General features: G+C 44.4%; 33 protein-coding genes. 18 read left to right on the top strand and 15 right to left on the bottom strand.

Features of this window, described 5'->3' with window-relative positions; genetic code table 11:
* Positions 1-3: 3 nt before the first annotated feature.
* The 15 genes from ACLIIY_RS28995 to ACLIIY_RS28925 all read left to right on the top strand — a co-directional run bounded on the left by ACLIIY_RS28995 (position 4) and on the right by ACLIIY_RS28925 (position 13148).
* Entirely contained in the window at positions 4-453 is a 450-nt protein-coding gene (locus ACLIIY_RS28995; protein ID WP_023624145.1) for a hypothetical protein, read from the top strand.
* Positions 450-962, top strand: a complete 513-nt coding sequence (gene traF, locus ACLIIY_RS28990; protein WP_025789765.1) for a conjugative transfer signal peptidase TraF — start codon at positions 450-452, stop codon at positions 960-962. The genes ACLIIY_RS28995 and traF overlap by 4 nt, the downstream gene beginning before the upstream one ends.
* 13 nt (positions 963-975) lie before the next feature.
* Positions 976-1491 (top strand): lytic transglycosylase domain-containing protein, encoded by a 516-nt coding sequence (locus ACLIIY_RS28985; protein ID WP_025791775.1) that lies wholly within the window; start codon positions 976-978, stop codon positions 1489-1491.
* A 60-nt stretch (positions 1492-1551) separates the two neighbouring features.
* Positions 1552-2133, top strand: a complete 582-nt coding sequence (locus ACLIIY_RS28980) for a hypothetical protein (protein ID WP_025789782.1) — start codon at positions 1552-1554, stop codon at positions 2131-2133.
* A 43-nt stretch (positions 2134-2176) separates the two neighbouring features.
* On the top strand, positions 2177-2791 hold the full coding sequence (locus ACLIIY_RS28975) for a hypothetical protein (RefSeq protein WP_023622665.1): 615 nt from the start codon (positions 2177-2179) through the stop codon (positions 2789-2791).
* A complete protein-coding gene (locus ACLIIY_RS28970; RefSeq protein ID WP_269656629.1) occupies positions 2760-3851 on the top strand; it encodes a hypothetical protein in 1092 nt (363 codons plus the stop codon). Before ACLIIY_RS28975 ends, ACLIIY_RS28970 begins: the two co-directional genes overlap by 32 nt.
* 357 nt (positions 3852-4208) lie before the next feature.
* The gene (locus ACLIIY_RS28965; protein ID WP_023624622.1) at positions 4209-4499 is read left to right on the top strand and encodes a hypothetical protein; all 291 of its coding nucleotides are present in this window, start codon (positions 4209-4211) and stop codon (positions 4497-4499) included.
* Positions 4492-5205 carry a hypothetical protein gene (locus tag ACLIIY_RS28960; protein ID WP_025791774.1) on the top strand — a complete coding sequence of 238 codons (714 nt, stop codon included), beginning with the start codon at positions 4492-4494 and terminating at the stop codon, positions 5203-5205. The genes ACLIIY_RS28965 and ACLIIY_RS28960 overlap by 8 nt, the downstream gene beginning before the upstream one ends.
* On the top strand, positions 5202-5588 hold the full coding sequence (locus tag ACLIIY_RS28955) for a hypothetical protein (protein ID WP_025789704.1): 387 nt from the start codon (positions 5202-5204) through the stop codon (positions 5586-5588). The genes ACLIIY_RS28960 and ACLIIY_RS28955 overlap by 4 nt, the downstream gene beginning before the upstream one ends.
* A gap of 406 nt (positions 5589-5994) precedes the next feature.
* The gene (locus ACLIIY_RS28950) at positions 5995-6402 is read left to right on the top strand and encodes an H-NS family histone-like protein (protein WP_024700495.1); all 408 of its coding nucleotides are present in this window, start codon (positions 5995-5997) and stop codon (positions 6400-6402) included.
* A 993-nt stretch (positions 6403-7395) separates the two neighbouring features.
* Complete coding sequence (locus ACLIIY_RS28945) at positions 7396-9363, top strand: type IV secretory system conjugative DNA transfer family protein (RefSeq protein WP_032072614.1); 1968 nt, start codon at positions 7396-7398, stop codon at positions 9361-9363.
* On the top strand, positions 9360-9611 hold the full coding sequence (locus tag ACLIIY_RS28940) for a hypothetical protein (protein WP_025789706.1): 252 nt from the start codon (positions 9360-9362) through the stop codon (positions 9609-9611). Before ACLIIY_RS28945 ends, ACLIIY_RS28940 begins: the two co-directional genes overlap by 4 nt.
* Positions 9595-10134, top strand: coding sequence for a hypothetical protein (locus ACLIIY_RS28935; protein ID WP_025789707.1), 540 nt, complete (start codon positions 9595-9597; stop codon positions 10132-10134). Before ACLIIY_RS28940 ends, ACLIIY_RS28935 begins: the two co-directional genes overlap by 17 nt.
* Positions 10131-10871 (top strand): MobC family replication-relaxation protein, encoded by a 741-nt coding sequence (mobC, locus tag ACLIIY_RS28930; protein ID WP_023623356.1) that lies wholly within the window; start codon positions 10131-10133, stop codon positions 10869-10871. Before ACLIIY_RS28935 ends, mobC begins: the two co-directional genes overlap by 4 nt.
* A gap of 66 nt (positions 10872-10937) precedes the next feature.
* Entirely contained in the window at positions 10938-13148 is a 2211-nt protein-coding gene (locus ACLIIY_RS28925) for a DNA topoisomerase (RefSeq protein WP_025818807.1), read from the top strand.
* A 481-nt stretch (positions 13149-13629) separates the two neighbouring features.
* Here the strand turns inward: ACLIIY_RS28925 and ACLIIY_RS28920 are convergent, their stop codons facing one another.
* The 11 genes from ACLIIY_RS28920 to ACLIIY_RS28870 all read right to left on the bottom strand — a co-directional run bounded on the left by ACLIIY_RS28920 (position 13630) and on the right by ACLIIY_RS28870 (position 18839).
* A complete protein-coding gene (locus ACLIIY_RS28920; protein ID WP_129148034.1) occupies positions 13630-13884 on the bottom strand; it encodes a hypothetical protein in 255 nt (84 codons plus the stop codon).
* A 23-nt stretch (positions 13885-13907) separates the two neighbouring features.
* Positions 13908-14306, bottom strand: a complete 399-nt coding sequence (locus ACLIIY_RS28915) for a hypothetical protein (RefSeq protein ID WP_023623349.1) — start codon at positions 14304-14306, stop codon at positions 13908-13910.
* Between the two features lie 119 nt (positions 14307-14425).
* Positions 14426-14842: a hypothetical protein gene (locus tag ACLIIY_RS28910; RefSeq protein ID WP_023623348.1), complete on the bottom strand. Its 417-nt coding sequence runs from the start codon at positions 14840-14842 to the stop codon at positions 14426-14428.
* Between the two features lie 87 nt (positions 14843-14929).
* The gene (locus tag ACLIIY_RS28905; RefSeq protein ID WP_025789709.1) at positions 14930-15343 is read right to left on the bottom strand and encodes an antirestriction protein; all 414 of its coding nucleotides are present in this window, start codon (positions 15341-15343) and stop codon (positions 14930-14932) included.
* A gap of 159 nt (positions 15344-15502) precedes the next feature.
* Positions 15503-15679: a hypothetical protein gene (locus ACLIIY_RS28900; protein ID WP_228521634.1), complete on the bottom strand. Its 177-nt coding sequence runs from the start codon at positions 15677-15679 to the stop codon at positions 15503-15505.
* A gap of 258 nt (positions 15680-15937) precedes the next feature.
* Positions 15938-16831: an ArdC family protein gene (locus tag ACLIIY_RS28895; protein WP_023623345.1), complete on the bottom strand. Its 894-nt coding sequence runs from the start codon at positions 16829-16831 to the stop codon at positions 15938-15940.
* Positions 16832-16940: 109 nt separating this feature from the next.
* Complete coding sequence (locus ACLIIY_RS28890) at positions 16941-17165, bottom strand: hypothetical protein (protein ID WP_023623344.1); 225 nt, start codon at positions 17163-17165, stop codon at positions 16941-16943.
* A gap of 75 nt (positions 17166-17240) precedes the next feature.
* A complete protein-coding gene (locus ACLIIY_RS28885; RefSeq protein ID WP_023623343.1) occupies positions 17241-17672 on the bottom strand; it encodes an antirestriction protein in 432 nt (143 codons plus the stop codon).
* A gap of 160 nt (positions 17673-17832) precedes the next feature.
* Positions 17833-18171 carry a hypothetical protein gene (locus tag ACLIIY_RS28880; protein WP_023623342.1) on the bottom strand — a complete coding sequence of 113 codons (339 nt, stop codon included), beginning with the start codon at positions 18169-18171 and terminating at the stop codon, positions 17833-17835.
* 145 nt (positions 18172-18316) lie between these two features.
* Entirely contained in the window at positions 18317-18613 is a 297-nt protein-coding gene (locus ACLIIY_RS28875; RefSeq protein ID WP_023623341.1) for a hypothetical protein, read from the bottom strand.
* Positions 18606-18839, bottom strand: a complete 234-nt coding sequence (locus ACLIIY_RS28870) for a hypothetical protein (RefSeq protein ID WP_023623340.1) — start codon at positions 18837-18839, stop codon at positions 18606-18608. Before ACLIIY_RS28870 ends, ACLIIY_RS28875 begins: the two co-directional genes overlap by 8 nt.
* A gap of 837 nt (positions 18840-19676) precedes the next feature.
* Here ACLIIY_RS28870 and ACLIIY_RS28865 point away from each other — a divergent pair.
* The 3 genes from ACLIIY_RS28865 (at position 19677) to ACLIIY_RS28855 (ending at position 20804) form a co-directional block, all read left to right on the top strand.
* Complete coding sequence (locus tag ACLIIY_RS28865; protein ID WP_077202352.1) at positions 19677-19838, top strand: Hok/Gef family protein; 162 nt, start codon at positions 19677-19679, stop codon at positions 19836-19838.
* A gap of 103 nt (positions 19839-19941) precedes the next feature.
* Positions 19942-20535 carry a DUF2913 family protein gene (locus ACLIIY_RS28860; protein ID WP_023623339.1) on the top strand — a complete coding sequence of 198 codons (594 nt, stop codon included), beginning with the start codon at positions 19942-19944 and terminating at the stop codon, positions 20533-20535.
* Between the two features lie 41 nt (positions 20536-20576).
* Positions 20577-20804 carry a hypothetical protein gene (locus ACLIIY_RS28855; protein WP_023623338.1) on the top strand — a complete coding sequence of 76 codons (228 nt, stop codon included), beginning with the start codon at positions 20577-20579 and terminating at the stop codon, positions 20802-20804.
* Positions 20805-21004: 200 nt separating this feature from the next.
* Here the strand turns inward: ACLIIY_RS28855 and ACLIIY_RS28850 are convergent, their stop codons facing one another.
* The 4 genes from ACLIIY_RS28850 to ACLIIY_RS28835 all read right to left on the bottom strand — a co-directional run bounded on the left by ACLIIY_RS28850 (position 21005) and on the right by ACLIIY_RS28835 (position 26298).
* Positions 21005-21391 carry a hypothetical protein gene (locus ACLIIY_RS28850; RefSeq protein ID WP_025789712.1) on the bottom strand — a complete coding sequence of 129 codons (387 nt, stop codon included), beginning with the start codon at positions 21389-21391 and terminating at the stop codon, positions 21005-21007.
* Positions 21388-22878 carry a hypothetical protein gene (locus ACLIIY_RS28845; RefSeq protein ID WP_025789713.1) on the bottom strand — a complete coding sequence of 497 codons (1491 nt, stop codon included), beginning with the start codon at positions 22876-22878 and terminating at the stop codon, positions 21388-21390. The genes ACLIIY_RS28850 and ACLIIY_RS28845 overlap by 4 nt, the downstream gene beginning before the upstream one ends.
* A gap of 527 nt (positions 22879-23405) precedes the next feature.
* Positions 23406-25385, bottom strand: coding sequence for an Eco57I restriction-modification methylase domain-containing protein (locus tag ACLIIY_RS28840; RefSeq protein ID WP_032072606.1), 1980 nt, complete (start codon positions 25383-25385; stop codon positions 23406-23408).
* Positions 25378-26298, bottom strand: a complete 921-nt coding sequence (locus ACLIIY_RS28835; protein WP_010446562.1) for an IS5-like element ISVa2 family transposase — start codon at positions 26296-26298, stop codon at positions 25378-25380. The genes ACLIIY_RS28840 and ACLIIY_RS28835 overlap by 8 nt, the downstream gene beginning before the upstream one ends.
* Positions 26299-26367: the final 69 nt, after the last annotated feature.

The raw sequence follows: 26367 nt of genomic DNA, 5'->3' as shown, positions 1-26367 counted from the left end.
CCAATGTCGATCAAACAGAAGTTGCACCACCTTTTTGTGGAATTGTTCATCGATCCAAAAGAACAAAAGTCTAGGTCGTATCACGACCTAGACCCTAAGATTATCCCGTTAGTGAACGCATTAAATTCGCTTGAAAGCGTCACTACGATTGCTTCTTGCCAGGGACACGCTGCTGGATGGTTAGAAGCACCTTACGTTTATTTCAACGCCTCAGTTCCCATGGTTCAGAAAATCGTGACCATCATTAGACAAGCACACTTAAATGATAAGTTTCATCACGCTTGGAAAATCACAGGCGAGTTTAACGAACAAAATCAACTCACTTTCACGCTGTCATCGCCATACTATGACGAAAACTATCTTAAAAAGAGAGTCGTCGATTTAGCTTGGAATAGAAGAAAAGTAGACGAAGATATCCGCACACTAAGCGACTGTTTCGGAGAGATACGATGAAAACATGCTCCTTTATGTTGGGCGGACTATTATTGAGTTTAGCTTTAGGCTTATACATAACAGGCTATCGCCTTAATCTCACGCATTCATACCCCCTCGGCCTTTATCAGTTTTCCAAAACAAACCAATATCAGCAAGGGGATTTAGTGGTCTTCTGTCCGCCTCCTAGTGCGGTTATTGAGCAAGCGCTTAAACGCGAATACCTAAAATACGGCACCTGTAAAAGTGGCTCGACTCCGCTTATCAAAAAAATCATGGGCATATCGGGCGACCATCTCTCTTTTGATGGCGTTGTCAGAAAGAATGGAAAACCGCTCGCGCGTTTTCTCGTTCATTCTGCAGATAGCCATCATCGCAAGCTCCCACAGCTCAAGGCATTCACGCTCACCGACGATGAGTTTTTTATGATGTCGGACTACGCGCCCAAAAACAGTTTTGACAGCCGTTACTTTGGCGCCATTCAAAAAAACGCAATTCAAGGTAAGGCTGTCCCCATATTCACCTTCTAAGAGTCATCGCCTCATGATGGATATAGACCAATACTCGCATTGTATCTATCAAGTTCATCCAACCACGATAGAACAAGTCATTAAGAACGAATCCAACTTTCGGCCACTGGCCATTAACGTCAACGCCCTTCCCAACCAAAAGCCACCGCGCATTACCCAGCCTAAGACGAAACAGGAAGCTATCCAATTGGCCAACTATTACGTATCGCTCGGGCATTCGGTGGATTTGGGGTTGATGCAAATTAACTCAAAGAACCTGGCTCCTTTTGGGGTCAGCATTGCCGATATGTTCACTCCCTGTAAGAACATTCATGTCGGCTCCAGCATTTTGTTCCAGGGCTATCAGCGCGCCCTCAAAATCAATTCAAAACCAAGCATTGCGCTGCAAATCGCCCTGTCTTACTACAACACCGGCAGTCCGCATCGAGGATTTAGAAATGGGTATGTCAAAAAGTACGTGAAAAATGACATACCCAAGCGCGTATTGACGGCGCCATCCCGTATCCCCACGCAAGGGCTCTACGATTAAACATTATCAACCAATCCTAACCAGGCGCTCATAAGAGCGCCTTTTTTTACAGAGAACACAATGCAATACGTCCTACTACCCGCATCCAACGACCAATATTTTCTAGCCGATTGTAAGGAAATCATCGCGATCAAAGAAGGCGTCATCGATGCACCAGATTTTGATGAATCAAATCTGACCTATCGCCTGATGTACGGCGCCTATAAACCTCAAGCTCACGCGCATTACAGCAATGAAGAAGTCAGAGCACACATAACCGAAGCCATTGACCAATGGCTTATCCACATTGATGGCAAAAACGTCATTGGTCTGGGGATTGAAGGCATTGTGATTTCAGAAAGCGTCATCAAACGCCAATGCACTGAATTACAGCACCCAAGAGCGACTCAAGATGTCGCGTTCGCCGCCCTAGTCAAAGCACCGGCGTCTTTTGAAATTGACGACAAGCGTTATCAGACTCGCACCGCTTATCTGCGTTGGGATGGCATTGACGCCATCACAACGCTGCTGAATCGAAAAGGTTTATTTGCCTTCACCAGTGAAGACAAGCGATTCACACCAGAAGAGCCGTTAACAAAGAAAAACTGGCGTCTCTACATCGATCACTTACGAATGCTCAAAGAAACCCGTAGAGCGCAATAGGACATTAATAATCACTATTGAAAAACCAGATGAGGAAAAACTAATGAAAGATATAAATTCTAGTGCCGCACCAGTTATTACAACGCAAGAAGCAAGTGAGCAGAAAATCCAGTTAGAGCAAGACCAGGGGACACTCCAATTACAAGAGGACGTAAATTGGTGCATAGCTCAAATGGACCATCACTTTATTGCTAGGCCTTATTGGGAAGAGACCACTACCCCGTATTTCACTCGCGGTCATAACATTGATGAGCAGTACTGGAAGACTGTTAATCAGATTGCAACAAAGCAAATCACGAAAACATATCCAACGCTATTGTATTCAGAGGCTTACAGAGAATTCAATCGCATGGCTTTTTTTTCAGTAAACATCATTATAAGCTCGCTCGCCGATATAGGCATTAAAGACAAAATCAATCCTAATGCATTAGAAGAAATACTGAAAATCACGCACCAAGAACTATCAGCACGAGCCCCCCATTCATTATCTAGCCATGATAAATCATTAGAAAAAATACAACGCTGTCTCAACATTTTTTGTGATGCAACAGATACGCCACCGACGAATTTTGTGTATTATTCAAACAACATGAATAACCTCAGAATAGCGGAAGTAGACAAAACTGATGACAATTGCTCTGGAAAAAGACAGCAATGAAATCGTACATGGTAGCGCATTAAGAGCTTTAGATGACGAGCATATACAAAAAAATGATTACATTTGTCCAGATGACAAATGCCTTATGCCTGCAATACCCAGCTCTTATAAAGAAACCAACATACCAGCGTCACATTTTAAGTATAAAGAACATTCACCTGAATGCATTGTTACTTTGCAAAAGAACAGTTCTAAAAAATCGAAAGGTACGAGTAATGAGTATTATTACTCGTACATAGATGTATTAAAAGAACCTTCAGAACGTAAACCAAGATGTGGTATAGCAAAACAAGGGACGTCGAATAAAACAGAATCGACCCAACCCAATATCGAAAAAGGTAAAACCTCTCGATACCTTGAAGCTGTTATAGATTATTACTTAGATGAAACGGAAGAGGCAGCCAATCGAACCCTGAAATTACCAAAACATCCAAAAAAAACTTATAGAGCAACGTTTCAGCTCATTACTGATAACAAACAATATAATTCTGGTCATATTTTTTATAGTAAGCTTAAGTTCAATACGCGACTTGAAGATGCAGATGGGTGTATAACGCTTGCACTCTTGCCTAAAAATAATGGCGAACAATATCTATTAAAAATCAACACTTCAAAATGGAGTAATCAGAAAAAAAACGCATTCAATCTTGCTTGCAGCACAGCGTTTCAAAAAGCAAAAGAGCATTACATTAAGCAGAAAAAAGCCAAAAAGTATCCTACGGAACACCCTTATATATTTTTTGTTGCCCAGAACCCAATAATAAAGGCTAACGAATTTGAGGTAGAGCATTTTGAGTTTGTTTCATTACGATATCTTCCACAACTTCATCTTCCTTTCAATGATCGAGGGATAAAAAAAGTTTACCAAACCATTGAAGTTGCTGAAGTTGCTGAAGTTGCTGAAGTTGCTGAAGTTGCTGAAGTTGCTGAAGTTGCTGAAGTTGCTGAAGTTGCTGAAGTTGCTGAAGTTGCTGAAGTTGCTGTTCAACCAGCATCAACGCACCCCTTGCAGAAAGTCAAAACTTTTATGCGAAAAATCGGCAATTTTATTTTCAAATAAATCAAATTCCACATACTAAGCCCCTAGACTTCCAAGTCAGGGGCTTTTCTTTAAAGACAAAAAACTCAAAATCAACAGACTAATCATTAACACCATCACCACGTAGCCAAATCGAAAAGGTTTGTTTGCCTTCACCAGTGAAGACAAGCGATTCACACCAGAAGAGCCGTTAACGAAGAAAAACTGGCGTCTCAACATCGATCACTTACGAATGTTCAAAGAAGCCCGTAGAGCGCAATAGGTAAATAAAACCTTTGGCTTCTTCTCAATCAACACCTTCGAGTAAATGCTCATCCAACCAACGCTTTGATTGTGTTTTTTTTAACGACGTTCACACACTTAAATGAGATCAAAATAATGACAAATAAAAACCCCGATTATCCTCACCTTATCGAAACATTAGCCAAACAGGCACACCAAGGTTGCGGTTTAAGCTATGAACTTTTCAGTCGCCGCTTTCAATCTTCCATTGATAACCTCATCGAGCGTCTTCCAGAGGAAGAAAAGGGCTCTGTGATTGCTATTGCTGTTAAGCACGGTTACGAACGTGAGCAACCCGATGAAAATTGCAGGAACGACGACGAACGTTGCTGCTCCCATGGTATTGATATTGACTGCTGCCCAGCGGGGTGCGCGGATTATGACTGAGATGGTAAACCTGCCCGTTCAATTAACGGATGAAGAAGAGCAAGAACTTCAAGCATTCGAAACTCAACATCGCATCAAACGCCAAAAGGAAGAAGCGATAACCTTACGCGTTCAAGGATACGACGTCATGCGTCGAGCGCGTTTACCGCTGTATTTTCGCGCTCGTATTCGAGAGATGCGAGTAGGAGATACATTTCTAATGGGGTCGATTCGTCATATCTATGATGAAGAGGACACGGGCATGGATGATTACGAAGGTGTCGCCGAAGTTTACGTTGAACGAGAAGGCAAAGGGCTCTATCAACTTCGTTGTAACTGGAGTCTATTAAGCAAACCATCTCGCCCAATGACGTTTTCTCACGTCACGTTCAAATACGAAAAAGGCGGTGTATTTGCTTTCTTTGGCGAACACGCCAAAGAAGAACTACGCAGGATCTGTTTAATCAGTCGCTTCATTCAACGCCTCATCAAAAGTGCAGTCCCCGAAGACGTAGCTCCGTATAGTCAGCTAGGTATTCCTAACTTTCTGTGTGGCGTCAACATAGATAAAAATAACCTCACAACGCGCTTGTACTGGTCCAAAACACAAGAACGAAAAGTACGTTACAAATTCACCAACGAACAACTACCCAAGCCAATGATGGAGTGCATATTGAATATTGGGTTCTTAACGGGCGCCATTCCACTTGAGGATAAAGCAAAATGAAAGACCATCCTAAACACCTGTTTAGCATTAGCTTTGGCGATAAGGTTATATCAGAGCGTTATAACAATAACGTTATGGATGATCTGTATCGTCATCTCACAAACATCACCAAGATAAACATGACAACCTACCGAGCTGGATGTGCTATTGCAGAACTCATCATTCATTACGATAGCGAGAAAACATTTCTGCTAACGATATGGGAAAGTGAATTAAACTGCCCGCCATTATCTTCTGACGACATTCGTTTAGCTCATAAAGAGATCGCATTACCCGATATAGCGGACATCATGATATTCGTAACAACGTTGGCTCGTCATGCACATCTGTCCCCGCATTTACCATCGGATCAAAATTCAGCAGAAGTTCTCACTTACGTTTGATCCCGTATTTAATCCCGACCGTCTCGTCCTCACCATTTTTTCGAAGCAAAATGCAAAGGCAAAACACCAAGTAGTCACCTCGTCTTTGACTATAAGTCAATAGACTCATTATTAGCACCACAGTCTTCACAAGGTGCACCCAGCGCTTACCCACATATCCATCATGAGGAGGACTGGAAACCTTCAGGATCAATTTCCAGCCGATTGTGGAGATGTGGATAAGCGTATGAACCGTTAGGTTCAATTCATTGGTCTCTCTGACCGTTCAACATACACCCTGCACTTATCCAACTATCCATCATGAGGAAGACTGGAGACCTTTAGGACTTATCTCCAGCCGATTGTGGGGAGATGGGTAAGTGCGTGAGCCGTTAGGCTCAGACATCAACCAAAGGCAACACAAATTATGCAAGACATCATCAAGAAACTCAGCAACCCAAGACAAGCGAAAACGGTGCTCAAACACGCCAGTGTTGAGCAGCTTGAGCGCGTCTTAAATGTCATTACCGAGTTCAAAGAAGAGAAAGAACTGGAAGCTCAAATGCAAGCCGAGCGAGAGCAGCAAGAGCGCCTAGAGCTCGAAGCTCTGCGCGAGCAAATCATTAATAAGGGGCTTAACTTTGACAAGTTGTGTGACCTAATGAAGCCGAAAAAGAAACCTCGTAAGGCAAGCAAAAGCGACACCAACACGCCATCAAACACCTACGTTTATGGTGACAACAAGACGTGGAATGGCGTGGGCGAGGTGCCCGCGGAATTACAAAGTTTGCTCGATGAAGGCTTCGACCTTTCGGACTTTATCGCGCAGCCATAACTTCATTTTTTCACCTTAACACCGCCTTCTCCAAGCTCTCAATGCGCGGTTCACGCGCACCACTCATTGCGCCATTTCAATCCCCTAGGATTGTTAAATAGCGCAATGACGAACACGCAACATGACCATCCTTAAGGATGGGACGTGTTGTCCTTTCGTGAACGTCTCGTGTCAATTTTCCTTTCAAATTTCAATCCCAAAGGATTGTTAAAGAGAAAGGAAAATTCGATGCACGAGGAGTGAGCGCTTAAAAAAGCTCGCAAGCAAAAACGCGAAATGCGTCGCCGCCAAAGTGTGGATTCCGGCGTTCCACGCCCCACTTTGGCAAGACAAATTGAGCGAAACAGCGCGGGCTTTTTTGCTACGTGATGAGACTCAAGCTTCGCTTGAAAGCGAGTCCGTAGCCCTGGCTCCAAAAACATTCAATCGCGCGAGCGCCCCCTCTGCGGGGCTTGATTGATAATGATTTTTGGAGTGCGAAAGATGCACATCGAGAGCATCAAAGTCACTTTTCGCCCCAGCGAAAATGACTGAGACGGGGGAGCCGAAACAAACGCCCGCCCCAGCGAATAGGCGAGACCTCCCCAGAGGTCGGTTTGTTTTGGGGGCTTGCCCCCGAAAACCGTTGAGTAGGCGAGACCAAGCTCGTCTGGGTAGTTGAAAACGAGGCTTTTGAGCAAGCAAGGTACGCAGCGGCCAAAAGACGACAATTTTCACCTTTCAGAGGGGCTTGGTCTCGCGTAGCGAGGCGGTTTTCGGCCTTTAATTAGAAGGATCAGCACAGGGGCGTCCAGCCCCGAGCATGAGCATTCTAATTCATTGAAAAAGCGCAGCTTTTGAGATGATTATCCCTTTCGGGATAACCCCATGCCTTGGAGCGTTCAGCGTAAAGGCTTGGGCATCCATCGGCTACTCATATCGGCTACACCCTGTAGCCGATATGAGTAGCCGATAACTGTAGCCGATGATATTCAACTAAGGAGCATCAATATCATGTTTGATATGATCATCAATCCCATTTTAGATCTGTCTTTACTGGCACTCTCTCAACTGTATTTGCTGACGTTTTACTATGCCAGCGTACTCAGTTTTCTCTCCGGTTTGATCTCCCCAACGATCTACTTTGATAAACCGGAAAAAAACGAAAAAGGCTCCCTATTGCGACGCCTGTTTATCTTCGTTGCGATCTTACTTTTTTTGCTTGGGACACTCGCCAACGTCACCATCCCAACACTGATTGCTGTGGTGCAAACCGCCAGCTACGTACCCATTTCAGAATTGGTGTATCCGTTTATCTCGTACTTCTATATTCCGCTGTTCTTCGTTGGTGCGGGCACCCACATTGCCATTCGCCGAGTCGCGACACCACATCTGAACCAGCTTAAATCTAAGTTCACCAAACGCACACAAATGGCGCGTGATGAACGCACCGACGTGCGCACGGTAAAGCACTTTTTACCGGAAACGCTGGCGTACGATCCCGAAGACTACATTGATCTCAATAAAGGCGTGTTTGTCGGATTGGATCGCGTACATAAACCGCAATACATCCCACTGGCTGACTTCCAAAAACAGCACGCGGACATCATCGGCACCACAGGTGCCGGTAAAGGTGTCGCCTCAGGATTGATCTTGTATCAACTCATCCTTGCTGATGAAGGCGTGTTTGTGATGGACCCTAAAAATGATGAATGGGCACCGCATTTGATGAAGTACGCCTGTGAAAAAGCGGGCAAACCTTTCTACCTGATTGACCTGAATAAAAAAGTGCCTCAACTCGATCTCTTAGCGGATGCAACGCCGGAACAAATCGAAGAGATAATGGTGGCTGGATTCAGCCTTGCCGAGAAAGGCGACGTGGCTGATTTCTATCGTATCGACGACAGAAAAGCGGCCAGAGAAGCCCCAATGAAGGCAACGGAAGAAGAGCGTCAGTCATTCAAAGGACTGTTCAGTTCACTCTATGTTCAAGGTCTTGAAGACACCATCAAAGCGTTCTACGGCAAACTCGAAGAACTCTCGTTAGTCGAGTCCATTAATGCGGTTGGTGGCATGCGACTGCAAGATGTGTTCGACCATGGCGGCTGTTGTTACGTCATTGGCTCAATGCGTAATTCGAAGATATTGATCACGCAGAAGATGATCTTAATCCGTTTATTTCAGCTTGCTGAAATGCGCGATCGTGTAGCGGGTAAGCCGCGTCCCATTGCCATCTTCTTGGATGAATTGAAATACCACATTTCAAAACCAGCGATGGAAGGTTTGGGCGCCGCACGCGACAAAGGCGTGCACATGCTTCTTGCCCACCAATCGATTGCCGATTTAAAAGACTGTCCGGCCGATCTTAACGGTGATGCCGTGGTAGGTGCAGTGGTGGAAAACACCAAGTTCAAATTGGTGTATCGCTTACAAGATCCCGACACCGCCGAATGGGTGTCTAAAATGTCCGGCACCATCTTGGTGGATGACGAAACTCGCTATGTCGAATCCAGCAAAACGCTCAATGAAGTGGTCGATGATAAACGCAACATCAGAATGGCCGAGAGGCAATATGTCGATACCAACATGTTGCTCAACCTGCCCAACTTTGTGAGCTATATCTTCACAATGAATGACGTTCCCAAACCATCCTTGATTGCGCCGATCAAAGTACAAAAACAAACCCTCGTCACGTTTGATGAAACGCAAACTCATACCGCCAGTGACGATGAAAAAGTCGAAGAACAAACCGAAGCTCCAACTTCTGGTGAGCATCAAGAGGCCGAAGAAGAGAACAACATTGAAGCTGAAACCGAATCGATATCAGAAACAGAAACTCTCGACACTAATGAAGAATTTGATCTGGATGCGGTCACTCCTCTGCCCCCTAACAAGAACCCGACAGAGGCAATTCAATCACAAAAGGAAATAGAGGCAGCAGTTAAAACGTTAGAACAACAAATCGAAGGACTCAAAAAATGATAGTCAACACCAGACAATGGCACTCATGGCTTCGCTACATCAAACGAAAAATATTTCTCGGTTCACAACAAGAAGAAAAACGTGTCACGGTGCCTACAACCATTTTGGGTAACAGCCAAGAGTATGCATTAGAAGATATTGAACTGATGGGGATACCGGTTGTTGTCCACCCAATGGACGACAACTGGACGCCAAACAAGAAACCTCAACCTAAACAGGAGGCATTATCCAATGGAACTACGCACTAAACGACTGCTGTCTCTCTGGGATCATAAAACCTACACCAATCGAGCCCGTCCATTAGATAAACCTATTGACGGGCTTTTTGTTTATCAAAGTCTTTTTTCTGTGGAAGCCTTCGCATCACGACCCGCTCAAAACGTCACAACACAACTGGCGAAGGTCACTGCCGAAAGTTTGTTAGAAAAAATACGATCACTACGTGACGACATCAATCAACGACACCGAAACTTCATTAATAACATCGGCGAACTCGACATCAACACACACTCCACTCAAGCGTTCCAAGAGGCAGAAACAGAACAACGGTTATACACACCTGGCAGTGTCATGCTCATGAAAGTATTTATGGCCGCAGACCGTTATTTCGACACGCTTTACAAGGCAAGATTGAACGGCGAGCTCACCGAAACAGAATACGATCGACGACGCAATAAAATGGCGAAACAGATCACTCGAAACCTCAACCAAGTGAATGTTACCTGTCTTTCTTTTCATAAAGTGCGCAAAGAAGCGGAGGCTTCAATATGAGCCAATTGATCACCTCAAAGGCTGACCGCTACCAAAGACATTATGAAAAAATGGCGACTGTGATCCAATTCCTTAAAGAAGAGTCATACACAAACTTCGAAATTTTAATGCTGCTACTGGAGTACAAGGACAAAAATCCCTTATATCGGTTGCTCAATAAACTGGTAGGCCTTGGCTATATCCACAAACATGAGTTTGAATTTCAAACCGGTAAAATTTCAATCTGGGGGATCACCGATTTAGGACTGATACAAAACATTCAGAACATCAACGAAGATTTTCGTGCGTTCGATCCTTACCGCGTAAAATTCGGTACGCTGGAGCACAAGCTCATGAATCAAAAAGCACAGATTTATTTGCAGCGGAATGGCTGGACGAACTGGCGTAACGCCGATCAATATTCGTTTCGAAAAGAATATGATGTCGAACATCGCCCAGATGCCACCATCACAGCACCTAACGGATTTACCATCGCCATTGAAACAGAGCGCACTCTAAAAACGGTCTCTCGTTATCGCTCAATCCTTAAAAGCCACGTTCTCGCGCAAAAGAAAAAATACTGGAGCGCGGTGTTTTATGTGGTACTCAATGACGACATTCGCCAGCTATTAATCAAGCGCTTTGACCGCATTGAATACATTCCTTTCAGCGAATCCAAACACCCGTTTGAACATTACCGTTCAAAGCTCGTGCGTATCTTCACGCTCGACGAACTCAAAACCCTCACCCTTCAATAATTTCATCACTCACACCTCCCTATCGATGCGTCGCATCGAGGGACACTGACATCTGGAGAAAACATCATGCGCGTATTTATTGCAGAAAAGCCGTCGTTGGCGGCGGCTATCTTTAAAGGTCTCGGCGGTGACGTCAACACCGAGAAAAAAGACGGATACTATCAACATGGTCAAGAGGTGGTGACGTGGTGCGTTGGTCACTTACTTGCCCTGTGCGACCCAGAAGATTACAACATTGAACATAAAAAATGGGCCTTGTCGTACCTACCTTTGAGCACACACTACCCGCCAAGAATGAAGCCGCGTCAGGGGGCATCGAAGCAACTCAAAGTCGTGCTGAGCTGGATAGACAAAGCAGACAGCATTGTTCACGCAGGCGACCCCGACCCGGAAGGCTGTTTGTTGGTCGATGAGGTGCTGACCTATGCAAACAACACCAAGCCAGTGCAACGTGTCTTGATTGCCGATTTGAACGATAAGCCGGTGAAAGCGGCGCTGGCAAACTTACAGCCGAATGAACACTTCCAACCACTGACCCAAAAAGCGTTAGCTCGCGCTATCGCCGACCAAACCTTCGGTTATAACCTAACTCGCGCCTATACCCTTAAAGCGAGAGAGAAAGGTTTTGATGAAGTGCTCAATATTGGCCGAGTCATTACGGCTATGATTGGCATGATTAACGAGCGCACCTTGGCAAACCTCAATCACCAGAAAAGCTTTTACTACGAGTTATTTGGTCACTTTGATATGGGTGGCAACATCATCAAAGGCAAGCTCATTCCTGATGAAGCATTCGAGCTTGATGACAAAGGTCGTATGATTTCGTCACTGGAAGTCGCGGCGACCAAAGAAGCGGACACCGGAGCAAATGCGCATATCTCCAGCATTGAACAAAAGACGGAACACCGCCAACCACCAATGCCATTCAATCTGTCAAAGCTGCAAATTGAAGCGTCAAAGCGATGGGGCTATAAACCGAAAGACGTACTAGATACTTTGCAAGGGCTGTATGAGAAGCATAAGCTGCTGACCTATCCGCGCAGTGATAACCAGTACCTTTCCGATGCGCATCTGGAGAACCGCTCCAGTATCTTTGCGGCCATAACAGGGACACTGTCACATCTTGATACCGCCATTGAACACGCCGCGACGACCTCCAGTCACAAAGCCTTTAATGCCAGCAAAATAGAAGCGCACCACGCGATTGTCCCTACCGAGAAAAGCGGCGCGGGTATCGAGCTTAACGACCGTGAGCGAAACCTGTATGAATTGGTGGCCAAACGCTTTATTGCGTTGTTCTACCCTGGCTCCGTACGCGACAAAGTGGCGCTCGATGTGGACTGCACTGGCCGCTGCTACCGTGCCACCCAAACCACACTCAGCAAACAAGGGTGGGAAGTGCTGTTTAAAGGTGAACATCAAGACGAACCGAATCAAAACGCCCTAGACCTCACCTCGATGGTCAAAGGTACGCAAGGCTCGTGTACACAAGTGGATATGGAGCAGCGTGAAACCAAACCACCAAAATACTTTGATGACGCTAGCTTACTCAAAGCCATGACCCAAGCGGCCAAGTTCATTAAAGATCCGGAACTGCGCAAAACACTGGAGGCGAAAGACAAAGACACGGCCGGGGAAAACGGGTCCATCGGGACAGAAGCCACGCGAAGCGGCCATATTGAAAAGGTGGGTAAGCTGACACACCTTGTTCGCTTAGGCAAAGAGAAAGGCTACAAGAACCCGGTCTACAAAACGACGGAAGCGGGACAAGAGTTCTGCGCCCTCCTTCCTGATGAGATCGTACGGCCAGACATTTCCGCTATTTGGGAGGGCAGCTTAGATAAGATTTCGAAGCAGCAGCTCAATATTGAATCGTTCTTAAGTGACGTAAACAAGTATATCCATCTCCAAGTCGAGCACGTCAAAACACACGGTGTGCCTTTCGTGAAGCGCAGCGGCGTGACTTGCCCAACCTGCCAACAAGGCACGCTCATTAAACGCCCTGGCAAACATGGACCATTTCATGCCTGCAATCGCTACCCTGACTGTAAGACGACGTTCCCTGACGACAACGGTAAACCAAACTTCAACCCCAAGCCACGCCAGAGTGTTGTGCCAAGCACAGAAGAGTTCTGCAAACAGTGTGGCAATCCGCTTGTGCGAAGACCAGCCAAGAAAGAAGGATCATTTTGGTGGGGATGCAGTGGCTTTCCGAAATGTAAGGTGCGCTATTTTGACCAAAACGGCAAACCTGACCGTGATCGAGGCGAACTCTAACACTGAACAAACATCACAGCACGTGATGATGTTAACCTTCCTTCAAAGTGCTGATTTATCTTAGCGCCATGGAAGGTGCTAAGATAAATACACCACCTCCCCATTCAGTACGATAGAGCGTTATCCAAATGCGAGACAATCACGATCCTTGGGTGTGCTTAGAGGATGATGAAGATGACTATGTCCTCGAACGATTTGAGTTGCGAGTTCACGGTCGTAAACCACTCGTTCTCAATCGCCCCTCGTTTTCCAAACTCATGTTCGTCACCCAGCAGTATCTCCACACGTCACAGGAAACCACCAAGCGAATATTAAGAGCCACCATCTTAGAAAGTGCTGAGCCCTTCACGGCGGATGAACACTGCCGATTGGTCTCTGCACTCGAAAGGCACTTAGCTGACGTCCATGAATGAAAAAACCCGATAACATCATCATGTTATCGGGCTATTTGGTGTCATCAGTGTGTTTGTGTTTGGCGGTTTTACAACCATTCTTCAGCACATTCATGTGTTATCGCATCAGTGGTTTCAGTGATCGTGGCAGACTGAAACCCGCCGACGATGGGATTTAACGCTAAATTCGCTACTCTCTTCGCCTCATCAAAGCAAGGAAGCACTGCAACGTACTCCTTACCCCAACTCACTTCAAGCGTAACTCGGCAAGCACCTTTATACCCAACCGAAACATGAACTTCTGCATCAAGCCGGTGTTCATCGCCGTTCAATAATGAATTCATCAGCGCGCCCTCGTTAAAGAGCATTAGAAGTGATGCACTGGAATGTTAAACCAACACACCAATGCATCGTAGAACGCCGAAATAACAGGGTGTTCTGCGCGATAGTTTGCCTTCTCAAGCTCCGTTATTTCTAATTCCAAGTCTAATGCTAACTCTGGCACTTGAGCACAAACCCACTCAAGATGCATCGCTTCTTCTGATTGATCATTGTCCTCGTAAGGGGCAACAACCGCAGGGAAGCGCGTTTCGGCTTCTAACGTTCTCGCATACATCTTCTCGATGATCCGTCTCGCGATGTGTTGATCCCATAGCACGTAGTTTTCCAAACGTTGAAATGAAAAAAACACAGAAACCAGAGTGTTCGCTTCGATCTTCATTGCTTCATCGATGAGCGCTAACTTTGATTGATTTTGGTGAAACATAGTGTGTACCTCTAAAAAGAATCGTCATTGTAAGTTGCTTATTCTTCTGGCGTTGCCAGCCGAACTAGCAACGCCGCGGAGTACCCGCTATCTGTAAAGTATTACTGTGTAACAACACGTCACGACAGACGTGATTCAACGTGAGTGTATGGTTGAGCCCCTTTCTGGACGCCCTCCCAAATATCACGCCATACGTTAATAACCGAACCACAACTTAGGCAGTTCAACACCACACTGCCATCACGACCAACCATAATATGATTGTGTGTGGCGCTGTGGCATCGAGCGCATGGGTGCAAACCCGCAAAGCTGACACCGGCACTGGCAAGAGCGCAAAGATTCAGGACCAGCCCCTCTTCATGAAGCGGACTTTGTGTTTCAATCCAGGCTTCATTGACGCCGCACCAAATGTACAAGCGCCCCTCTTCTGTCAGTGACAAGTAGCTATGACGCGCTAAATGATAGTGCGTCGCCACCTTCGATGGGGTGTTTTCAAAGATTTGTTGGGTGTTCACGATAGCATCAAGTTTTAACATTAGACTTCTCCAATAAAGTAAAAAAGAGAAGCCCCACAGGACTTCTCCTGTGGTAAAAAGCGCTTAACGCTTCAATGGCTTAAACCATTAGTTAATCACGCGAGCAATGTTCTCCCACTCAGCGTGTTCTCTGGCGTAATCCATGAGCAAAACTTGATGCTCACTGAGGTTATCCAGCTCCGCTTTGTTGCCCTTTTGATAAGCAGACATGGCGCAGTTGCCCAACATAATTATCCAGATACAAATCCCGGCGGCTTCCTTAGAAAGCGATGCCGACGCACAGTTGTAATCATTATTGACAGCGACAGGCTCCCCCATTTCTGGATAAGCAAACTTCCCGCCATTGCTTAACGTCACAAACTCCCAGTAACCACCAGAATAATCCGGTAAAAACTGATCAGAAAAATGATACACAGCTTGCTCAACCGTGAGGTAGTTTGAGGTCATTGATGGATAAAAATTAGGGCGTTCCTGAGTGGGAACAATTGATGCAGTAATCATGACGATCACCTTTGAATTGATGGATTGACAACAAGCGAGGCTATCAATCATAATCTTGGGCTCTGGCACCACTCGATTATGAATGGTAGCACTGGCCAAGATTTACAACGTCTGATGCGTTGTGCTGCTAGTATAACGAAGTGTGAAAAAGCTCGTCAATCAATGACGGGCTTTTTTCTTATCAAAATCGGCTAACATGCCACTCAATTGAAGCTCTGTCCCTCCTTTTTCTAGGTGGTCTTGATAGCGACGCTGGGCATGAACCTTTTTCACGAGCAGTGCTTGACGCTCTTCGGGTGTGCGTCGAGGGAAATGGCTTTCGGTTTCATGTGCCAAGGCAAACTTGAAGTCCTCATTTTTGCTCAGCAAATAGAGGTCGAACATCATGTCATCGAATGAGCAGTAAACTTGGCTTTCAAAGTTCTCTCTTAGAGACAGGTTTGACTCCCCGTCATCGTAAAAAACAGCCCAGTTTTAATCGCTTCTATTTTTTTCATTGCGCCTCCATTTAAATGCATCCAAACGCATAGATTAACCGATCCAGATTGAACAAAAAAAAGCCCGATCATGCAATAACATGATCGGGCACTTTCGCTATGCCGCTTTAGAAATCTTCATTTCGTTCAGCGACATGAGGTATTGATGCGCTTTACTGGCTTGAGCGGCGGCTTTAAAAACATAACGCTTGTCGTTTTTCAACGCCTCCAACCAGTTTGCGATATAAGATTCGTGTTGAACGTCACCAACTATCCCCAAATCCGCCATGGTAAAAGCGGCCCCGAGTTCAGCGATTAATTCTTCAAAAGCGTAATCCTTGCTACCAAACCGCCCTTTGCTGTCACGATCTAAACGAGATTGATGTCCCGTCCAATGCGTCAACTCATGCATAATGGTGGCATAGAGATCGGCTGTCGAAACGAACCTTTCACGATCAGGGATGACAACTTCATCCGTAGATGGACGATAAAACGCTTTCTGTCCACCATAACGAATAGATACCCCCGTCTGCTGAATGAAGCGCTCAGCTTCATCAATCAATGCTATCTCATCACGTTCAGGGCGCGCCATGGCCACTTCATCGTCTTCAATACCATCAATTTGATCAACGTTAAAAACCTTAAAGGTTCGTAACATCGCGTAGGTATCTTGCTCGTCATTATCATCTTCGTGCCGGTTTTTCTTCTCCACGATTTTGAAAAAGAAAATCGCTGTCCCTTTTTCACCCTTTCTAACCTGGCCGCCAAGCGCTTTCGACTGCTTGTACGTCAGCCATTTGTTGGATGAAAAGCGGTTAAGCTGCGCACTCATCCAAAGTAACATGATATTCAACCCTTTATATTCGGTTTGACTCTGATAGTTACATGGAATGCCTGATGCGTGGGTCACATCCCAAGGGCATGACCAAGGTTTAACCCCTTGCTCTAGCGCCTCGATGACTTGATTGGTGATGTCTTGGTAAAAATCGTTTTTCATTGGTTTTGTAGCCATGTCGCTACTCCTTGAATGAGTAAATTGATAACAATTTGCTTATTCGGCTGGCAACGGCCAGTCGAACTGGCGTTGCCTGCGGAGTCGTTCCGCTACAGAAGGGGGTCACTTAGTCACATAAGAATGTCACCTTGATGACAGGCTTGTGACCTAAGTGGTAAGCGTCTCCAAAAAGTAACAGCCCCATAAAGGAGTAGTATTGGATGTCACTCTGACCAACCGTCTTTAGATTTTCATTGTGGATCACCGTATCACCGGCGTTGATGGTTTTGATGTGCACTTCTTCTAAGCGTATAGCGCTTGATTTTTGGAAGCTCGTACCCAGCTCTAGCATCAGACGTCTCCTTTAAAATAAAACAGGAGAAGCCCCCACAGGCCTTCTCCTGTGGTGATTACAACGCGCTGAGCGCTAATGAATGGATGTGATAAAGTGAGCAATGCTATCCCACTCTACGTGCTCGTTCGCGTATTCCATAAGTCGCGAATGATAATGGCTGAAATTGTCCATTTCGACAAAATGGTCTCGTTCAAGCGCCACCGTTGCACAGGTTCGTAATGTCACCAACCAAATACAAATGCCTGCCGCTTCTTGAGAAAACGCATGCCAGGTATCGTGATTCGGATCGTAGAAAGTGACGGGCGCCTCCATAACCGGATAGGCGAACCGACCACCGTTACTTAGTGTCAGAAATTGCCAATACCTTCCCCCCTTCCTGTAATACCCCTTTAGGTATAGTTCAGAGAAGCGGTGGATCGTTCTTTTCAAAAAACGAAATTGCTTTGTCGTGGATGGATAAAACGTTAAACGTTCTTGCTTGGGTATCATTGCGGCAGTAATCATGACGATCACCTTTGAATTGATGGATTGAAGACAAGCGAGGCCATCAATCATAATCTTGGGCTCTGGCACCACTCGATTATGAATGGTTGCCTTAGCCAAGATTTACAACGTCTGATGCGTTGCGTCTCCAGTATATCGGAGTATAAAAAAGCCCGTCAATTTAATGATGGGCTTTTTTGAGGGGAAAATCAGAAAGAGCGCTGCTGGTCTCTTCCTCAGAGCCTCCGTTTTCAATGTGCTCTTGATAGCGTCGTCGTGCATGAACTTTTTTGATGATGATGTCCTGCCGCTCTTCTGCCGTGCGTCGCGGAAAATGGCTGTCCGTTTCATGCGGTAAAGCGAATTTAAAATCATCATTTTGGCTAAGCACGAGCAAATCCGCCATGTAGTCTTGGTAAGAGGCGTACACCACGCTTTGAAATGACGCGATACATTCTCGGGTCTCTTGACCATCATCAAACATCCATTCATCCGTTATGATTGCTTCGATACGCTTCATGTCTCTTCCTCGTTGTTAGGGTTTCATATATTCCGTTGCCAGTTACTTAAGAGCCATCAGGAACTGGACGGCTCTTAAGTAACTGCCCATGTTCAATGATGATATGACCGCCCCCTCCTTTTAGGCTCAGTCGTCATTGCCCTCTTTATTTCTCGTCGGTGAATGTGCCGAAAACCGTAATTAAGGCATCAACAAACTCACCCGCTTTAACCTCCCCCAGAAAGCACGGCTTGAAATCGTCGGTTGCCATGTATTTTTTCTTGGCTGGCACATAAACCATCGAAGCAGGGTTCGCCGCTAAATAGTCTTGAAATACCTTGCTCACCTTTTGCCGACCTAAGCCCAGGTGACGGTAAATGTCTTTACTGGTAACGTGACCGTTTAGAAGTAGCTTGGCATCAATCAGCTTTAAAACGGCATCATCGAGCAATGGTTTAGACATGCAACTCCCTCTCTGCTCGCGCATTGGCTTGGCGTTTGATCTCTTGGGCTTTCATGACTTTAGCGCCCATGATGACGACTCTCAGAAAGCCTTGTTTGGACTCGGTTTTGTTCCAGTTATCGAGGTTCTGCCGGGTAGTACATGCGTACATCGCTAATTCATCAACGGTATTAAAGCCGGCCATTTTGCTCAGCTCTGACAACTTATAATCGGGTATAAAGCTCAAAGGATACCTCCATCATCGTAAGTAAAAATAATTTACCATTAAATACAAATCAGTAAAACATATTTACGCAACACAAGCAATCCGTATAAATAATTGACGAATCAATCACATTTAGAGTCCTTCGCGGCAGCTTGAACGGCTTTGAGAAATCGTCGAGAAACAAAACGATAGAGAGGGAAGTAGAAAGCTTTAAACAGACTACCGATTCACTGTCAAACCTCTCTTGATAATAAGGCATCACTCAAAAAAAAAGCCACCGTGAGAGCGGTGGCAGTAACAAAATTGACTTGTCGATTTTACACGTTGGAGTGTTGAGTAGTGCTATAAACAAATACTCGTCAGATGTATAAGGCAAATCGGAGTGAAGTAACTTGCCTTCGTTAAATACACTAACGCCCATCGCACCAAGTAGCAATGCTATTGCATATCATTTACAAAGCAATCGTGAGATATGTCGCTCCCCTCACTTTTTGAGGCTTTATTAATCACTGTTCCGTTATTAGCCATGTGACGACATGACATTACTTGCGCCTCACTCCCAAAGATACTTTCTTGATACAGATAAAGACCAGCACAGAGCATAACCGCATTGATAACCGCCAAACACAAGCAGCGTCAAAATAGTAATAGACAAACAAAAGGATAGAGAGGGGCGCTGAAAAGCTTTAGAATGGCGTTGGGTGCTCTTGGTGTTTCTGCCATGAGCATTTCACTTGAGCATATTTGCAAGTGGTAGAAAGAACAAAGCCCCGAATGAACTGTAAATTCAAACGAGGCGATGTACATGTACTTTGCAATACAAATACTAGCCTCTTCATCGAGTGGAGGCAATGAAAAATGCCAAAAAGTAAAACCGCCCTGATGGGCTTAGTGGTCATTTGCATCACAATACTGTGTGGACTTCTGATAGTCCGAGACTCGCTTTGCGAGGTTCGGTATAAAGGAGGCGGCACAGACTTTCTGGCACGCTTCGTTGTCTACGAAACACGTATGAAGTAGCTGGACAGGAAGAGGGGCAACCCTCTTCCTGATTCAGTATTGTAACGAGACAGGCCAACGAGCACCCATATTCTAAAAACTAATCCACAACGTTACCTTGGCTATGCAAATCAAACGAGACTTTGACTACTACCACAACCTTCACAACGTCATTACCCACGCCCTGCTTCATTTGCTGTGTCGGGTGTCCGTATCCACCCGCTTTGTACCAGTCGCGACACGCAATGACATTCTGATCAAATACCTCAAACCAAAGCTCAACGATAAGTCCTTATCGAATATCAAAAAAGACATCAAACTGATGCTCAGCGTAGCGAGAAAACAAGGGGGAAACTTAGAGATGCGATTACATGAACTGAACTCACAAGCAAATCGAACGAAACTTGTTGGCGCTGAAAAGCTGTATAACTTACTGGTTCATTTATATGACGCAGAAGGGATCGAGTCACGATTGTTTGAAGAAGGTAGCGAAGCGGAGCCTGGCATAATCTATATGCTTGAAGAACAAATCGAACACGGCTTTGATCAAGAGCACAAGCAAGTTACCCCACTATCATTATTAATCCAATTAGAGCGCGCGCCAGAGCTCATCGACTCCATCAATAATCACGGCCTGTTCCTTGCAGAAATGAAAGAGTGGAACATCGAGACGCATCAAGCGCATATTCTCGTGCACCCAGTTCACCATCATGTGTAATACTGCGACGAAATGTTGTATTGTTAAATGCAGACCAATTAATGGATATCGATTTTATGCCGAGTTATCACATCACGTACTTCAATGTAAAAGAAAGGAAAATTGATGAAGAAAACATCTTTATGAAAACCCTAGGGGGAGCAAAGCGATCTGCGCTTCACCATTCTCCTGACAATACTCACCACATTGAAATCAAAGACCTAATGGAAAAAACCTTAGCACGCTATAACGAAAGTGACGGCTGGAACGATACTTCCTCAGAAGAATAGCGCCAATAGTTTATTTTTTATCATAGTCTTAGCACCTACTGGAAGCATCTCGCTTAGACTTTACCCACTTTCGGCAAATGCTGTACTGACCTTCATGAGATAATGGAGATAAAAGACGATTTGGTCAACTTACCAAACCATGAACCAATTATCTCAGCTTAAGATAGTACAACTGGGAAGTCATTGCTTCTTTAAGCAGATCAACCAATATTTTCCAGCCATTGAACCAATAGAGCAAAGCATGGAGCAATAAAAAAACTCCACACGCCAATACAATTAACCCACATAAATACTCTAAATTTCTTCGATGTGGTGGTCATCCTATGCTTAATAAATGGGTAAGCGAGCCAGTACCCAAACAATCGAGTTCCAATTGCATAGGACATTTGATAATCCCAGCGCATGTAGCCTTTCTCGTCGTAATACTTATTTAAATTTTTCGCCAATTGTTTATCAATAAAGACAATTCTTTCGATATCACCTAGTGAGACCATTGCGCTCATAATCACACCAGGAATAGACCAAAGGACTAAATATCCACCGAAAGTCATACCTAAAACAATGGCAATCATCTCATACCAACTCATAACACTTCTTCTTCAATATACTCCGACAGTTCAACACTTTTCTCGTACAAGAAGTAAATACTATCACCAACAGTCTTTCCTATAGCCGAGCCCGCAATACCACCAATAGCGCCTCCAGCTACAAAAGCTCCAATAGCAGCAATTGCTAACACAGGAGCAGAGGTAACACCAACAACGCCTAGAACCAAAATAGTGCCAGTGGAAGCCATATTTCCACCCACTGTACCGCCACCAATACCACCAATAAATCCAACTACTTCACGAGTTGTTACTTTGCCACACTCTCCTGAGCTATCAACAGAACAAGCATCATAAATATTCTTGGCGCCACTCGCAGCGCCAAGTACCAATCCTACGTAACCGACTCCACGAGATGTAGCAATACCAATTGCCACATTTGCCATACGCTTGCCTAAATTAGGCACTATACCTTTTGCGATAATCTCATCGGCATTATGAATGATTGAGCGAGTTGACAGTTTGAGGTTGCGTTTAATCTGAGTATAAACAGGGATTTGAATGCTACGCTTGGATAACGCGGCAAAGCTACCATCTAACTTTTTAAATAGCGAAGCTCGCTCTGCGACAAAAGAACCGTAGTTAACACCACCAACGCGACTCGCCATCGCTACCTGTGATACGTAAAGGTGGTTAATTTCAAGAAGCACACCATTGATGTTTTTTAAATGCTGCTCGACACCAACCGCGATAGCACCAACCCCCATTGATGCGTAAGCATATAAGTCACTTGGAAGGCCGTCAGCTTCCAGTTTTTTCATTGCTTCTTCAGCGTAATAATCGAGTAACTCAAAATGGCGGTTAGCAGTAGCAACTTGCTCTTCAGTCAGCTTCGCTAATTCGGTGCTGGCCGCTTTTGCTTCTTCAATAAGAGCATCAAGTCTTTTCTTATCTGCTGTTGCTGTCGGCTCCATCGTTGGCAAAACAACGATTTCGCCTTGTAAGGCAGGCTCGTTGAGATGCTCATTTGATTTTTTGATTAAGTCTTGGATTTCTAAAGGAGTTTCAGAAGTAAACAATTCAGCCCAAAGACGTTGTTGAGGTATGGTCTCTTCCACCTGCATCCAAGCTAGGTCGAATCTCTTTTCTTGTTTTGGTGATTGTGCTTTTTCATACTCAACAACAGAAGCACTTAATGGTGTTAATTGTTCAAACACAGATCGAATTGGCTCTGGTTCTTTAAACTGATAACGGGCCGACTTTGCCGCATGAGCTGAAGCTTTAGCTGTTTGAGCATTCAAAGGAACTCTCAGCCCAAAGGGGAGATCACTTCTGATATCGCCAACACGATCCAAAACGCTATCAGTTCGCGGTAACCCTTGCACCACGAGAACATACATCCCACTAGATAATTCAAACGTAGAGTGAATTCCAAGTTTGCGACAATAAAAATCTAAAGCTTTAGGGTGAACAACAAACTCGATCTCATGTTGCTTAACGTTAAATAATGGTTTCGTTTTATAGATCATGTCTAACGTGCATCCAAAGTAGTAAAGAGGACTTGAGGAACTACATTATATGGAACTGAAAAAGTAACGCTCACCTAAATTCATAGGTATTAGAACGAAAACCATAGGTATTACGTTTGAACAATAAAGTCTGAGCGATTGATGGCACTTAATGAAAAATCTCGTTCATTTCTGGACGGGGTTTGAGTAATGACAGAGGTGGAGAGACTCGAACTCCTAAGCAGTCTGACTGGAGAAGATCAATTGCTATACTATTTTGAAACGACCTCTCACTTTTTCACCATCAAAAGGGCATTTACGTAGAGCCTCACCGCTATCTTTTGCTCTAAGGTCTGCAGACAGGGGATAAGCTTATAGGGTAACTAACTACCTAGAACACAGAAAACCAATGATGTGCTGATGGAGCAGGCATATAGAAGAGGCTGCCTTTGGCAGCCTCTGGGTGACAGGAAAAAACAACTGAAAGCCATCAACCCTTGTTAAATTATTTGAACTCGACCAAAAAGTAACGAATGTCTTGCTAACAACTAAAGCCCGTTTGTAACCAAAGTGTCAATCTCAAGCAATACGTTATCAATTGGTTTGTCTTCACCTTTCAATGCATGAGCATCTTTTGATAGTTCAGACAACTTAGCATGTACTGGATCATTCTCATCATATTGAGGAATGTTTACTGGAGGGCGAATTTTGAACGAACGGCTATCGCTAGAATTCTCCATATATGATTTAACACTTGGAGCGTTCAAAATAGCACATATAAAATGCGCCTCCGCTAGGCTGATGAAAGTCCCATCTTCACGCTGGGAAATACTAACTGCATGGTTCTGAAAAAGAGGCCTTTTCATCTCCCCCCATGGAGTCTCTAACTCGCTAATAACCGCAGCTTGCCATTTCGTATTGTCGCGAAAACATACAAAATGACTGCCATATGTATAAGCACCCACACGCGCTAGAGAATAAAATGCACTTATATTCTTTTCGCCTATGATCTTGTCATTATAATCGGTTTGTTGCTCCAGAGTTTTTTTGTTTTTCAAAAAATATTTCGCCAATAATGGGGATCTTTTTGTAAGTTCACTAGGAGGAAGCGCCTTTCTACTTCCCTCTTCATAAGGAAACGGTACATAGTAAGAGGTTTGTTTAACTGAGAAAGGTTCAATATCCACGCCTTTCACCAATGGATGGACAAACTCTTTCTCCAAAAGAACATTTTGCTTAACTATCTTATGTTTAGATCTTGTTCCCCCCTGGTAGTTGGTAAACTCTAGTTTACCAGAGGTGGTCTTAATGTAATCTAGCAAAAACAGTTCTTGGGGAAAGAATTCTACACCTTCTCTCCCTTTATAACTAGAAACCCCAACAATTGCTTTATACTTTTGAAGTTGCTCTTCATCCTCTGCATAACTAAATATATTATTTAGAGTATGTATCGTTCCTGCTAGCTTAGAGTTAACATCAAAACTAATTGCAACATTTTCATAACTGGTCTCTTGTGCATATGCACTCAAAGGAGGAGATCCTTTCTTTTTATTTATACAATGAACAGGCACTCCAGTCTCATAGTCAACAAACTTCCTTGAATAAACATAAGTGGAAAAATTAATTGTCACAGGTTTGAATGGATGTCCAGATTTACCCCAATCAAATAACTCCTGAAGATACAAATTACCTTTTGATGTCCAAAACTCCCTGAATCCTTCGTAGGTCTGCTGGAAAATTAAATTATGTGGCATTAGAAAAGAGAGAATACCTTCTTGTGCGAGCCAGTTTTCGGCCGCAACATTAGAAATCAAAGCACAGATATTCAGATTTATTCCACCTGTGACTCCATCCCCTGAAAAAAGATGTCTTTCCAAACAAAGCTCTTTAATTCTAGAGCGATATCCAGCAGGTAAATTCTTCCAGTCAATCCATGGAGGATTTCCTACAATTAAATCAAATTGTCCAATATTAGCAGTAGTTAAGAAGTTTGTAACAATCCTAGCCCAAATCCCATTCCACTCTTGATTTTCTAGTTCGATAAACTTCTCAGATAATGTCAAGATACTAGACTTAACTTCTTCAGTTTTATCTTCGTCATCACACAAATTAATTAAAGATTCATATACAGCATCTACATCTAAAGCTTTGATATGATATTCAATGTTAGACATTGTTTTTGAGAATAACGAAGAGTCAGAAACACATGACTTGGGAATAATTATTTCCAGAGGCCCCTTCAGAGTGTTAATAGTATATTTCAAACATTGAACACAATCCAATATGTACTCAGATGGAACATATGAGGAGTCCCCGAGATAAATCGGTATTTCAATATCCAAGTTATCTTCTAGCAAATCTGATATGTTAATAAAATAATTTATTCTTGCAGTTAGTACAGCTAAAGGGTTTAAGTCTATTCCCTTAACAGAACCAAGAACATTTTCTAATTTGTCTTCTTGTGAAGGCTTTGTTGCGTAATTCAGACGAGAAACCAAACCTCCTAAAGTTGAGCGACTGTTATACAATATACTGAGTTTCAGGCATACCAAGCCCTGTAAGTTTGTTCAGTGCTTTGATCATGGCGTAAGTCTCGCCAACCTGAGCGTTGTAATTTCTTAGACTTAATTTCCCACCTAGCAACTGTTTTACTCGGTACATTGCGGTCTCTGACAGAGAGCGCTTATGATAGCCATACCGCTTTTTCCACTTCTTGTTGGAGCCGTAGAGCTTCTGGCAACCTACCGCTAAGTTACGAGGATGCCCTTGTTCCCAGAAGGCTGCTCCTTCTCTTGGCGGGATGAGCGGAACAGCTCGCTTGATCCGTATGGCATCATGGCAATTCCTTGTGTCATAAGCGCCATCGCCTGATATCTCAATGATTTTACGACGTGTTTGCTTGAGTAAGTTGGGGAGCACTTCGGCATCAGTTACGTTAGATAAGCTCAGCTCTGCTGCGACTATTTCGTGGGTGCTTGTATCTACCGCGATATGCAGCTTACGCCAGACTCTTCGCTTCCCATCAGTTCCATGCTTCTTGACCTTCCATTCACCTTCGCCATAAACCTTGAGGCCAGTGGCATCAATGGCCAGATGTTGTATTGCTCCTCTGGTTTTGGTTTTAAATGAAACTTCAACTTCCTTAGCTCGGCGGCTTATACAGGTGTAGTGCGGGCAAACAAGCGGGATGTTAGCCAGCTTAAATACGGAGTCTAGAAAACCTTGCAGCGCTCTCAAGGGCATAGAGAAAACGCGTTTCACCATCAGTGCGGTAGTAATGGCTAAGTCGCTGAATCGGCGAGGTCTACCACGCTTGCCTTGTTTGTTTTGCTTCCACTCAGCTATCGCTTCCTCATCAATCCAAAAGGTCAGAGAACCACGGTTGATTAAGGATTTATTGTACTGCTTCCAGTTAGTTGTTTTGTAACGAGGTTTAGGCATGAGGCTACGACGATTGATGGGCGTAGCCGCTCAGATCGTAGTTTCTTGATTTAGTTCCATCGAATTACG

Origin of the sequence: Vibrio sp. K4 (assembly GCF_051122595.1) — a bacterium.
Lineage (GTDB): Bacteria > Pseudomonadota > Gammaproteobacteria > Enterobacterales > Vibrionaceae > Vibrio > Vibrio owensii.
Note: the sequence above shows the minus strand (reverse complement) of the source record. Positions and strands in the feature narration are given on the sequence as shown.